Below are 11,977 nucleotides of genomic sequence, written 5' to 3'. Positions count from 1 at the left end.
CAAGGGCGAACCGACCGTGTGAGCCGCGTGCCACGGCGCCGGGGCCCGGCACGGCCCGGCCGCTCATCGGGACGTGGCCACCAGGCCCGCCTCGTAGGCCAGGATCACGAGGTGTACCCGGTCGCGGGCGCCGAGCTTGGCCAGCAGGCGGGTCAGGTAGGTCTTGGCGGTGGCGACGGTGATGTCGAGCTCGGCCGCGATCTCCGTGTTGGACAGGCCCCTGCCGACGAGGGTCAGCACCTCGCGTTCCCGGGCGGTGATGGCGTCGAGCTCCGCCCGTCGGGGCGGCGCGGCCGAGGGGCGGGCGGTGAACTCCTTGATCAGGCGGCGGGTGACGGTCGGTGCGATCAGGGCGTCCCCGGCGGCGACGATCCGGATCGCGGCGAGGATGTCGTCCAGGGCCATGTCCTTCACGAGGAACCCGGACGCGCCGGCGTGCAGCGCCCCGTAGACGTAGTCGTCGTCGTCGAAGGTCGTCAGGACGAGGACCCGTGTGGACGGGGACCCGGAAGCCGAACCGGCGTCGAGGCCGCCCGTCCTCTCCGTGATCAGCCGGGTGGCCTCGATGCCGTCCATGCCGGGCATCCGGAGGTCCATCACGACCACGTCGGGGGCGAGTTCCGCCGTCAGCCGGACGGCCTCGGCCCCGTCCCCGGCCTCGCCCACCACCTCGATGTCCGCCGTGTCGGTGATGACCATCTGGAGGGCGGCGCGGACCAGGGGCTGGTCGTCGGTGAGTATGACGCGGATGGTCATCGGGCTCTCGCTCTCTCTTCTGCCTCGGTCGTCGCCGGGATCGGCAGACGGACCGCTACCTGGAAGCCGCCCCCGGGACGGGGCCCGACCGTGAAGTCGCCGTGCAGCAGGGCGACCCGCTCGCGCATGCCGATCAACCCGAACCCGGCGTGCCCGACATCCGGGCCGCCGCGGCCTCGGTCCGAGACCTCGACGGCGAGTTCGTCCGCGCCGTACGCGATGCGTACGAGGCAGGAATCGGCCCCCGAGTGCCGTACGGCGTTGGTCACCGACTCCTGGACGATCCGGAACGCCGCGAGGTCGACGTCCGCGGGCAACGGACGGTGCGCGCCCTCCCGGCGCACCTCCACGCGTACGCCGGCGGCCGTGGCCGTCGCCGCCAGCCGCTCCACGTCCGCCAGACCGGCGGCCGGACGCAGGGACGCCGACGTGCGCCCCGCCGGGCCTCGCCCCCTTGCCTCCGGGCCCGAGGCCGGGTCGCGGTCGTGCTCCCGGTCCCGGTCGGCCCGGTCCTCCTCGGCCCGGTCCTCCTCGGCCTGGCGCAGCGCGCCGAGCATCCGTCGCAGCCCGGACAGCGTCTCGCGCCCCGCCTGCTCCACGGCGAGCATGGCCTCCCGCGCCCTGTCCGGCTGGGTCTCGACGACCCGGGCCGCCGCGCCCGCCTGCAAGGCGATGATGCCGATGCTGTGCGCGACCGTGTCGTGCATCTCGCGCGCGATGCGCAGCCGTTCGGCGGTGACGGCCTGTTCGGCGGCGCGCGCGTACAACTCCTCGGTGTGCGCGCGGGCCTGGTGCACCGAGTTGCCGATGAGCCAGGCGATGACCACGGTCAGGGCCAGGAAGGGCTCGGGCGCGATCCCCGAGTCCTCTCCCGTGACCAGCCGCAGCACGAAGTAGCAGGTGAGTACGGCGAGTGCGCCCGCGCCCGCGGCGAGCGAGTCCCGGCGGGACCGTACGGCCGCGAGGTGGCAGAGGGCCACGTCCACCGTCAGGAACTGCAACGGCGGGATCTCGTCCTGACGCCAGGCCACCGTCGAGGCGACCACGCCGGCGATCACCAGCGCGTACGCCGACGAGCCGGCGCGCCGCAGCAGGCTGCTGCCGGCCAGGACCAGGACGAAGGCGAGCACCAGCAGGAGCCGGGAGGCGGGCGAAGCGAGCCCGTCGCGGGGGAAGTTGAGCGAGTGGGTCGGGCCGGGCGGCATCACGACGTACTCGACGATGGGCTGCACCGACGTCGCGCACCACGCCAGCGCCGTCCACAGGCCCGGCGGTATGCGCTTGAGCAGAGGTAAGGACACGGAGACGGAGGCTGACATCCGGCGATCGTAACCGGGCGCCGTCCGGGGGCCATCGGCCCCCGGACGTACAACCTGGGTCGACACCCGGGCCCCGCTTTTGCCGGCCACGGTCCGACGACGGGAGGGGGTGTCCCCCGGCACCGTTGTCCTCGTGATCGAAGTCAACGAGCTCACGAAGCGATACGGCAGCACGACGGCCGTCAAGGACCTGACCTTCACCGTGCGACCCGGCCAGGTGACCGGGTTCCTCGGCCCCAACGGCGCCGGCAAGAGCACCACGCTGCGGATGATCCTCGGCCTGCACGAGCCCACCGGCGGCAGCGTCCGCGTCGGAGGCCGTGCGTTCCGCGATCGTCCCCGAGGCCTGCGCCACGTCGGCGCCCTGCTCGACGCCCACGACGTCCACGGCGGCCGCAGCGCCCGGGCGCAGCTGTCCGCCCTGGCCCGCGGCAACCGCATCCCGCGCTCCCGGGTGGACGAGGTCCTGCGGGAGGTCGGTCTCGCCGACGTCGCCCGGCGACGCGTCAGCGGATTCTCGCTCGGCATGAAGCAGCGGCTCGGCATCGCCTCCGCCCTGCTCGGCGACCCCCCGGTCCTCCTCTTCGACGAACCGCTCAACGGCCTCGACCCCGAGGGCGTGAAATGGGTGCGCGACCTGTTCAGGCGGCTCGCCGACGAGGGCCGCACCGTGTTCGTCTCCAGTCACCTCATGTCGGAGATGGAGCACACCGCCGACCGCCTGATCGTCATCGGCCGCGGCGAACTCATCGCGGCCGAGGGCCTCGCGGAGTTCTCCGCCCGCGGCACCCGACAGAGCGTCACCGTGGGCACGCCCGCGGCGAGCGCCCTCGCGAAGCTGCTCACCGCCGAGGGGGCGACCGTACAGACGACGGGCGACGCGCTCGCCGTGACCGGCATGACGGCGGTCCGCGTCGGCGAGATCGCCATGGAGCACCGCATCCCCCTGCACCACCTCAACGCCCGGTCCGCCTCCCTGGAGGAGGCCTTCATGGAGCTCACCGCCGACAGCGTGCAATACCTCGCAGGAGACCCCTCGTGACCACGACCCCGACCTACGCGGCCGACTCCGCAACCGACTCCGCCGCGTCCCCTTACGCCGACCCCCGCGCCCGCTTCCACGACCTCCTGGCCTCCGAATGGATCAAACTCCGCTCGCTGCGCTCGAACTGGATCGCCTACGGGGCCACCGCACTGGCCGTCATCGCCTTCAACGTCGGCACCGCCTACGACACCTCCACCCACTGGGCGGCGCGCGACGCGGCCGACCGGGCCGACTTCGTCCGGGCCGGCATCCCGCTCCAGGAAGCGTTCACGGCGAACGCGGCCATGGTCATGATGCTCGCCCTGGCCGCCATCGGCGCCGTCGCGATCACCGCCGAGTACAGCACGGGCACCATCCGCACGACGTTCGCGGCCGTCCCGGCCCGCCGCTCGGTGATGGCGGCCAAGGCGGCCGTCGTCGCTGCCGTCGCCACCGTCTTTGGCGCGCTCGTCGCCGGGGCCTCGTTCGGGCTCACGCAGGCGATCCTCGACGGGCGGGGCGCCGGCGTGTCGATCGGCCACCCCGGGGCCTGGCGCGTCGTCATGGCGTCCGCTCTCCTCGCACCCGTCGCCGCGCTCGCCGGTATGGCCGTCGGCTCCGTGATCAGACACACCTCGGCCACCATGGTCGGTGCGGTGGTGATCCTCCTCGTCCTGCCCCTCGCCTTCACCGACGGGCGCCACTGGTCGGCGGTGGCCGGGCACGCGACGCTCTTCCAGGCCTGGTCCCGCCTCGTGGAGGTGGGTGCGACCCGGACCGAGTTCCCGTGGACGACCGGCGGAGCGTGGACGGCGTACGCCCTCTGGGCCCTCGCCGCGGCCGCGCTCACGATCACCGGCGCGCACCGGCGCGACCAGTGAGGGGAACCACCGCTGTGCGGGCCGGCGCCTGGTACCAGGCGCCGGCCGGCGGCATTGCGGGTGCGCCGCGGCGCGTGAGCGGGGTCAGCCGGTGCCGATCGTCGCGTACGTCTCTCCGGGGCCGGGTGGGCGCCTCCAGGAGAGCGATTCGAAGGTGTGCAACCGGCCTTCGGTGAGGGCGAGGCGGGGCACGGTGACACGGTAGCGCCGAGCGACGGCGTCCAGCGCGCGGGCTGCCGCCGCGGCCTGGCCGTCCGCGTCGGGGGCGTCGAACCCGAGCGTGCGTGGGGCCAGCTCGGCGGGAACGGCGCCGGTGATCTCCTCGATCGTTCCGCCCCGCACGGTGAACGCGTGGCGCGGCGTGCCGCCCTCGGCGGCCGACACGTGGAAGACCGGGGTGTCCCCGCGCCGCTCGTGCCAGATCACGATCGCCCGGCCACCGCCGGCCGAGGCTGCCGGCGCGGGAGAGACGAAGCGCTCCGTGTCGAACCTGGCGGAGGGGTCCTGTTCGAAGGCGAAACTCCAGCCCGGTCCGGCCCGGCCGACGCTGAGCAGTGCCTTGTCGTCGTGGCTGGAGAAGACCCGGCGGCCGGATCGGTGGTGCCGGGTGACGTCCCACTGGCGCAGGGGCGGCGAGAGCCGCGCGGCGGGCGATGAGCCGAGCAGTGCGGGTATCCCGTCCGGGGCCACGCCTTCGAGGAGGATCATCCGGTAGTCGGTGACCGAGTTCTGCCAGGGGCGCAGCGCACCGGGCCGGACGAGCCAGGACAGGCCTTCGGGGTTCCGGTCACCGGCGGGGGCCGGGGCCGGGCCCCGCCCGCCGCCGCGCGGGGTCCGCAGGAGTTCCAGGCGCCGCTCGGCGGTGAGCACCGGGGCGAGCAGGGGGTCGGCGAGCAGTCCCACCGGTGCGATGTGACCCGGGCCGAGCGGCTCCCACGACGGGATCGCGGCACGCAGGACCTGCCAGGCGGCGTCGGTGTCGCCCCACCGGGCCAACTCGCGGGCCTCGTGGACGCCTTCCCCGAACGCTCCGCCGGGCCGGTAGCGGTACGTCCCCTCGCGTACCGAACGCTGGATGTCGGCCGCCGCCAGGGCGGTGTCGGGGAAGACTGCGGGGTCGGAATAGTGCCAGTCCTCCGCTGCCCGGCCGCTGTCGAGCAGGTCGGCGGCCTTCAGGGGGAGCTGTTCGCCGATGAAGCGGGGGTTGTCGGGGTGCGGCGTCTCGACCCCGTACCCGCGCGTGCCGCCCAGCTGCGCGATCTGGTGCAGGAGTTCGTGCGCGTACGGTCGGCCGTACTTCCGCGCTTCCGCCAACCGGGCGGTCGCCTCCTCGTGCCGGCCGGACAGTGCCTCGGTCCTGGCCCTGGCCACGGCGGCGTCCTGGGCCCGGGTCGTGTCGTTCTCGAACGCCGGACCGTCCTCCCCGCTCCGGCCCGGCGCGAACGTGTGGAACTCCTGGTGCATCGCGATCATGAACGCCGCGAACGACGGATACCGCGCGGGATCCGCGGCCCGCCAGGAAGCCCACACCCGCACCGCCCATTCGCCGTCCGGCCCCACGTCCTGCGGGTCGAGCAGTACGAAGGTGGCGTCCGACTCGACGTCCAGTCGCAACGCCCGGGACCACAGGCCCACCTGCGCCCGTGTTTCCTCGGGGTTCTCCTCCTCGCCCCAGAGTGCGTCGAAGCCCTCGCCGAGGCCCATGGCATCGTCGTGCCAGTGCGCCTCACGGGTGCCGGCCAGTCTCCAGACGAAGGCGCCGGCGTGCCGCCAGCCGTCACTGACCCGCAGGAACTCCCGGTAGGAGGGCGGCATCGCGCGGCCGAGCCGGCTCTCCATCGCGGCGATGTCGGCCTCGGTGGCCGGGTCGGCGCCGAGCCATCTGCCCTGCCGTGACGCGATGTCGTCGGGGCCCTGTTCCTCGACGTGCCCGTGCGCGTCCGCCCACTCCTCGCTCCACCGGGCCAGGAAGTTCCGCCAGTCGCCGTCTCTGATCTCCATGTCGGAGATCCTCGCAGCGGACACCGACAACGAGGTGAGCCGCGGGCGAAGTCACTCACCCCTACAGGGCTCCACACGGCCGCCCGTCCCCCGGCCGAACCGGAACCGAGGGGCCTGCTTCAATGCGGGCTTCCGCCTCATCGTGGCGCAGGTCCGGCGCGCACACCTGCCGGGATGCTCGGCGCGAGGGCCGGGGGCGTGGCGCCCGCCGACCTGAACCGGCGCGTCGTCAACGCGGCTGGGCTTCGGGCCGCTCGGCGCAGGTCGCGGCGACCGTGTCGGCGAAGGCGCGGGCGAGCGGGGTGAGGGCGCCCCAGCGGCGTACCGCCCAGCCCACCGGGAGCGGGGGCAGGGCGGGCACCGGTACGAGGCGCAACGGAGCGTCGCCGGCGGCGCGCAGGCCCGGTACGGCGGGGACGACGGTGTGCCCCAGACCGAGTTCGGTGAGGAGCAGGGCGGTGTCCCAGTCCGCGACGCTGGTGTCCGAGCCCACCCGGACGCCCAACTCGGTGAAGGCGGCGTCCAGGCGGGCGCCCGAGATGGAGTTCGGGGGCAGTCGTACCAGGCGCATGTCCGTGAGTTCGGCGACGTCGATGGCCGGCCGGTCCGCGAGCGGGTCGTCCGCGCGGACCGCGAGCACCCAGGGCAGGTCGACCACGGGCCGCTGCTCGATGCCGGGCACCGGTGTGCCGATGGTGATCCACGCCAGGTCCAGGGTGTTCGCCAGGAGCGCCTCGAAGCAGCGACGGCTGGAGGTCTCCGTGCGGAATTCGAGGCTCAGCCGGGGGTGGGTCCGCCGGAATCCGACGATGGCCTCGGCCATGAAGTGCCGTACGGTGGCGCCACCGGTGCCGACCCGTACGGATCCGGCTTCGCCGTCGGCCAGTTCGCCGATGCGGCGCAGGGCGCGGTCGAGGCCGTTGATCCCGTCGGAGACGGCCTCGTAGAGGATCCGCCCGGCCGCGGTCGGGACCGTCCCGCGCGGTCGACGCTCCAACAGGCTCACCCCCGTCTCGCGCTCCAGCCGCTTCACGTGCTGGCTCACCGCCGACTGGGTGCATCCCGACTCCCGCGCCACGCCGCTCAGGCTCCCCACCCGGCACACGGCCACGAACACCCGTAGATCGTCCAACGTCACGACACCCAAGCTAATGCTTGGGTGTTGACAAGAAAACCCCAGGATTGACTGGGCTCGTGACGAGGCGGCAGGATCACCGGTGGGCCCAGGCGGCAACCTGTCCGGCGACCCGCGACCGGATCCGGATCCTCTCGCGAGTTGCCGGACGGGTGCCGACCACTCACACTCGCACCTGGCACGACCGACATCGGAGGACCGGCACACCGTGACTCCCGCACCTCCTGGAGGGGCCGACCGCAGCTTCCCCACGGCGCTCACCGCCACCGGTACCGGTCGGATCCGTCTCGTCGCGGCCGCGGGGGCGGGGGCGACCGTCGGCACGGCGTTGGCACTCAGGGCCGTGGCGGCGGGGGATCTCGCCAAGTACGGCGGGGACGCGCTGTACACCGTCCTGCTCGCCGCCCTCGTCGTCCTCGTCGCACCGAGGGTGACCCCGACGAAGGCCGCCGCGTGCGCCCTCGCCCTGAGCTGGGCGGTCGAGTTCCTCCAACTCACCGCCGTCCCCGCCGAGCTGTCCCGGCACAGCACCCTCGCCCGCCTCGCCCTCGGCTCCACCTTCAACGCCCCCGACCTGTTCTGGTACGGGGTGGGCGCCGCGTCGGCCTGGGCCGCGCACACGGGCCTCGCCCGGATCCGGGCGCGCCACCGGGCGTAGCCGCCGAGGACCGGCTCGCGCCCGCGCCGCCGTGGGCGCTCAGCGCCGGCACCCTCACCGTCATCCCCGACACCGGCCACCTGCCACCTGCCACCTGCCACCTGCCACCTGCCACCAGGAACGCCCCGCAGAAGTCGCCACCGCGATCCGCTCCTTCGCGGCGTCCTTGTGAGAACGCGACCGCGCGGGTGGCGTTCTGACGGGAGAGGAGATCGGCCGCCTTGACGACGTCGCGATTCGGTCCGGGGTGTCAGGACGTGTGCGCCCCTCCTGACTCGGGGGCCGTCTCGGTTCGCCACAGGTGGAGCGCGTCGGCGTCGCCGAGTTCCCCGGTGACCTGCCGGCGTTCGGTGTCGGTGAGGTCGAGGGCGGTCAGCCGGCTGCGCCAGTCGTCGACGCCGTCGGTCTCCTCCAGGGCGGTGGCGAGTCCGATCAGGGTGGCGAGTGCACGGGCCACGTCCAGAGGGGGTGCGGTGTCCCCGTACTTGCGCAGACCTGTGGTGAGCACGCGCAGGGCCGCGCGGTCGTCGTTCTTGAAGTCGCTGAAGACACGGGCGTTGTCGAGGACCTTCGCCAGACCGGTGAGGCTCTTCGAGCCGCCGTACTCCAGCTCGGCCGGCTCGTCCCGCTGGATGAAGATGATCGAGTTGCCGGACGGGTCGACGAGGGTGAACCGGCTCGCCCCGGGCCGGAACCGGGTGATGCGCGGCCTGCCCCTGACCAGGACCTTCCCGTAGGCGGCCCGCAAGGCGCGGGTGAACTCGGCGTGGTACGCGGCGACCTCGTCGACCATGACCAGACAGCCGACCTCCTCCTGGCCCGGGTCGATGTTCTTCGGCGGCGGCCCGAAGTGCAGGACGAATCCGGACCATTCCAACGCCAGGTAGACGTAGGGCCGGGTCTGCTCGTAGGTGACCTCGAACCCGAGCGCCCGGTAGAACTCCAGCGTCTCCTCCACCGACACGCACGGCATCACCGGCACCGTCGTCTCGTTCGCCCGCACCATCGACTCCCCCACCCTTGCCACCTCTCCCGGTTCCGGACCTACCCAGGACACCGAGACTGCACCAGAACCGAGCCCGGCGCCCATGGCACTCTTGCCTTTCTCGAGAGCCACAGGTGCCGAGTGCCGATCCGATGCCGACGGGTACGGATACGGATACGGGTACGGGTACGGCAGGGCGGCATGAGAAGCAGAGCGGCCGGTGCGCGGGCTCGGCCTGGCCGGGCGCGGCGCCGGGTCGGGTGGTGGCGGGCGACCGCGGCGACGAGTCCCGAGTGCTCCAGGCCGCCCGGCGCGTGGCCGTGGGCGGCGGAAGGCCGGCGTACGTCGTAGGCGTCGGCGATGCCCGGCGCGCCGACGGCTTCGCGGAAGGCAGCGGCGGCCGGCCAAGGGACGGGCCGTGCACGGGGTCGCGGGCGGGCTGTACGGGTGGTGGCGATGAGCCAGAAGACGGGCGTTCGCCTGTCACATGTCAAGGCGACGGGCCGAGCGGGCACCCTCGCGTGCGTCCGGACCGGGTCCGATGGGCCGGACGGCCGCCGTGGCCTCCCGGCCGGCGGCCAGGCGCGATCCGCGCTCCCGACAGGGGGCCGGAAGAAGCGAGGAGAGTCCATGGTGAACCACCGCCGTCCCGTCCTTGGACGGGCGCTGACGAGTGCGGCGATCGGCCTGGTCCTGGCCGCCGCGGGTCCCGCGGGGCTCGCGCAGGCCGGCGGGAGTGCGGCCTCGGCCCACACCGGTACCGCCGCCTCCAAGGCGCGTGCGGTCTGCCCGCCCACACCGTTGTGGGCGAACACCGGTGGAGCCACCCGCAACCTCATCCAGTACGACGACGCGGGCAACACCCTCAGCACGGCCCCGCTGGTCCGCGACTACGGCGACATCACCTTCAGCCCGAACGGATCGACCCTGTACGGGGTCGACTTCCCCGGAGCCGCCGGCTCGGCCACGCTCTACACGATCAACCCCGTCACCGGCGCGGAGACGGCGAGCGTGGCCATCACCGGACCGCTGGCCGCAGTCGGCCCGGTGACCGCCGTCAACGGTCTGACCGCCCGTGCGGACGGCATGCTGATCGCCGGCTCCTTCAACAGCAGCCAGATCTTCCTGATCGACCCCGCCACCGGCGCCTCCACCCTGCTCCCGGCCGCCTTCCCCGCCGGGATCGTCTCCGCGGGCGACTTCATCACCCTGGACGACGGCGACGTCCTCGCCTTCGGCACCCCGGACACCACCAGCCCCTCCCCCGTGTTCCGGATCCGCCCCGACAACACCGTCGTCCAGATCGGCACGGTCCCCCAGACCTTCGGCGCCGCCAAGTCCGCCGGAACGGTGTACGCGTTCGCCTCCAACGGCGACATCAACCAGATCAACAGCCTTCCCACCACCGCCTCCACCGCGGCCCTGCCGGTCACGACCATCAAGGCGACCGGCAGCGGCTTCTACGGGGCCACCTCCACCCAGGACTCCGGCACCTGCGTCACCCCCGCCTACACGATCACCAAGAAGGCGACCCCGGCGAAGAAGGCCGAAGAGGGCGACACCATCAGCTACACCATCACGGTCAAGAACACCGGCCCCACCGCCGCCGCCGGCAACTTCACCGACGACCTCGGCGACGTCCTCGACGACGCCACCCTCGTCCCGGGTTCGGTCAACGCCACCACCGGCACCGCGACCGTCACCGGCGAAACCCTGGACTGGACCGGCACCCTCGCTCCCGGCGCCACCGCGACCATCACCTACCGGGTACGGGTCAACGCCCCCGACACCGGCGACCGCGTCCTGACCAACACCGCCGTGCCCACGGCACCGGGCGGCACCTGCACCACCTCCCGCTCCTGCACCGTCACCATCAAGGTGAAGGTCGAGGAGAAGGACTGCGACAAGCCCGGCCACGGCAAGCCCGACCACCACCACGGCGACGAGCCCGGCCACGGCAAGCCCGGCCACGACGACCACGGCTACGACGACGATTGCGCTGACGAGGACGACATGAACCGGAAGCAGGCCGCCGCCCGCCCCTGACCACCCCGTCCCCGTCCGGCCACGAGGCGCGCACGATGGCGCCCGACGGCCCACCGGCGCAGCATCCTCCAGGGCCGTCTCCCCCGCCTTACCCCGGGCGAGACGGCCCTGATCTCGTCCCCGGCCACAGGCCCGTCCGCGCCTGCGGTGCCACGAACTCGTACGGAGGCACCCGGCCCACGCACCCGAGGGCTGCCGACCGGCACGCTCCACCCCTAACATCACGCACATGTCGACCACTTCTCACATACCCGTTCTCCACTCCGGCGGGAAATCCGTCGTGCTCGTGGAGAACGATGCGCTGATCGTGCGCCGTCCGCACGAGCAGACGCACATCCCGTTGGAGGCCATCAGTCGTCTGTTCCTCGAGGGACGGTGCGTCACGATCGAGCTGACCGCCGCGCCGACCACGGAGATGACGCACGTCCACCGGGTCTGGGACGTGGTGGACGAGGAGGCTGCCGCCGCCTTCGCCGATGCCGTGAACGCGGCTCTGCCGGTGCGGACCGGGGAGACCGAGCCGATCGACGGCGCGGACCTCGTCTCGGGCGAACGCCTGTACCAGCCCAGCTACCGGAACTGGCTTCGCAGGATGAAGCGCGGCGCGCTCGTCGCGACCCTGCTGGCCATCGGCTCATGCGTGCTCGTGGCCTCGGCGGGCAACCCGGCCGCCCTGACCGTCATCATCCCGCTCTCCTTCCTCGGGATACCGATCCTCACGCTCGGCGTCTTCCTCGCGTACGCGCCCTTCGAGGAGTGGTACCTGCGCAAGCACGGCGTCCGGACGTCCGCCATCCGGCTTCGGGATCAGTCCGGTCTGTACGCGTACTCCGACCCGGGCGGCACGGTCCGCACCGTGCGGCACTCCATCCCGACCTGGAACATCGAGGCGGCCTACGATCCGCGCGACCCCGGCCGCGTACGTTCGCTGCAACCGCGGGGCCGGCGGATCCGGGACGCCGCCCTGGTCACCCTCACCCTCGCCATCGGCCTCCTCTTCACCGGCGGCGCCGTCACAGCGGTGTGCGGCGCCTTCTTCGGCATGTTCGACAACCTCACCTGAAACGCAGCCACTTGGAGACCCTGACTCGGCAGTACACCCGAGTGATCGACTCCGGCAGGGGCGGTACGCGCCGCGTGCCGCCCCTGTGCCGTACCCGCCGTGTCAGCCA

The 11,977-nt window shown here is 73.0% G+C and carries 10 protein-coding genes; 5 read left to right on the top strand and 5 right to left on the bottom strand.

The features are described from left to right. Positions 1-63: 63 nt before the first annotated feature. Complete coding sequence (locus ACZ6ZI_RS21080) at positions 64-756, bottom strand: response regulator (protein WP_469523014.1); 693 nt, start codon at positions 754-756, stop codon at positions 64-66. Next, positions 753-2,075: a sensor histidine kinase gene (locus tag ACZ6ZI_RS21075; RefSeq protein WP_469523012.1), complete on the bottom strand. Its 1,323-nt coding sequence runs from the start codon at positions 2,073-2,075 to the stop codon at positions 753-755. Before ACZ6ZI_RS21075 ends, ACZ6ZI_RS21080 begins: the two co-directional genes overlap by 4 nt. Before the next feature lie 133 nt (positions 2,076-2,208). On the opposite strand from ACZ6ZI_RS21075, the gene ACZ6ZI_RS21070 reads away from it, so the two are divergent. Together ACZ6ZI_RS21070 and ACZ6ZI_RS21065 are read left to right on the top strand one after the other, a co-directional pair. Then, entirely contained in the window at positions 2,209-3,117 is a 909-nt protein-coding gene (locus tag ACZ6ZI_RS21070; protein WP_469523009.1) for an ABC transporter ATP-binding protein, read from the top strand. Beyond that, positions 3,114-3,980, top strand: coding sequence for an ABC transporter permease (locus ACZ6ZI_RS21065; protein ID WP_469523006.1), 867 nt, complete (start codon positions 3,114-3,116; stop codon positions 3,978-3,980). Before ACZ6ZI_RS21070 ends, ACZ6ZI_RS21065 begins: the two co-directional genes overlap by 4 nt. Positions 3,981-4,064: 84 nt before the next feature. On the opposite strand, the gene ACZ6ZI_RS21060 is transcribed toward ACZ6ZI_RS21065, so the two are convergent. Together ACZ6ZI_RS21060 and ACZ6ZI_RS21055 are read right to left on the bottom strand one after the other, a co-directional pair. Next, positions 4,065-5,981: an SMI1/KNR4 family protein gene (locus ACZ6ZI_RS21060; protein ID WP_469523003.1), complete on the bottom strand. Its 1,917-nt coding sequence runs from the start codon at positions 5,979-5,981 to the stop codon at positions 4,065-4,067. Between the two features lie 229 nt (positions 5,982-6,210). Next, a complete protein-coding gene (locus ACZ6ZI_RS21055) occupies positions 6,211-7,119 on the bottom strand; it encodes a LysR family transcriptional regulator (RefSeq protein WP_469523001.1) in 909 nt (302 codons plus the stop codon). Positions 7,120-7,396: 277 nt separating this feature from the next. Between ACZ6ZI_RS21055 and ACZ6ZI_RS21050 the strand changes: the two genes are divergently transcribed. Next, the gene (locus ACZ6ZI_RS21050; RefSeq protein WP_469523448.1) at positions 7,397-7,774 is read left to right on the top strand and encodes a ribosomal maturation YjgA family protein; all 378 of its coding nucleotides are present in this window, start codon (positions 7,397-7,399) and stop codon (positions 7,772-7,774) included. Positions 7,775-8,024: 250 nt separating this feature from the next. On the opposite strand, the gene ACZ6ZI_RS21045 is transcribed toward ACZ6ZI_RS21050, so the two are convergent. After that, a complete protein-coding gene (locus tag ACZ6ZI_RS21045) occupies positions 8,025-8,792 on the bottom strand; it encodes a VOC family protein (RefSeq protein WP_469522998.1) in 768 nt (255 codons plus the stop codon). A 597-nt stretch (positions 8,793-9,389) separates the two neighbouring features. Here ACZ6ZI_RS21045 and ACZ6ZI_RS21040 point away from each other — a divergent pair. Together ACZ6ZI_RS21040 and ACZ6ZI_RS21035 are read left to right on the top strand one after the other, a co-directional pair. Next, entirely contained in the window at positions 9,390-10,805 is a 1,416-nt protein-coding gene (locus tag ACZ6ZI_RS21040) for a DUF7927 domain-containing protein (RefSeq protein WP_469522995.1), read from the top strand. Positions 10,806-11,034: 229 nt separating this feature from the next. Next, complete coding sequence (locus ACZ6ZI_RS21035) at positions 11,035-11,868, top strand: hypothetical protein (protein ID WP_469522993.1); 834 nt, start codon at positions 11,035-11,037, stop codon at positions 11,866-11,868. Positions 11,869-11,977: the final 109 nt, after the last annotated feature.

The organism is Streptomyces sp. NPDC103540, assembly GCF_055584445.1.
The sequence above is the reverse complement of the archived record's forward strand: the minus strand, read 5'-3'. Positions and strand labels throughout refer to the sequence as shown.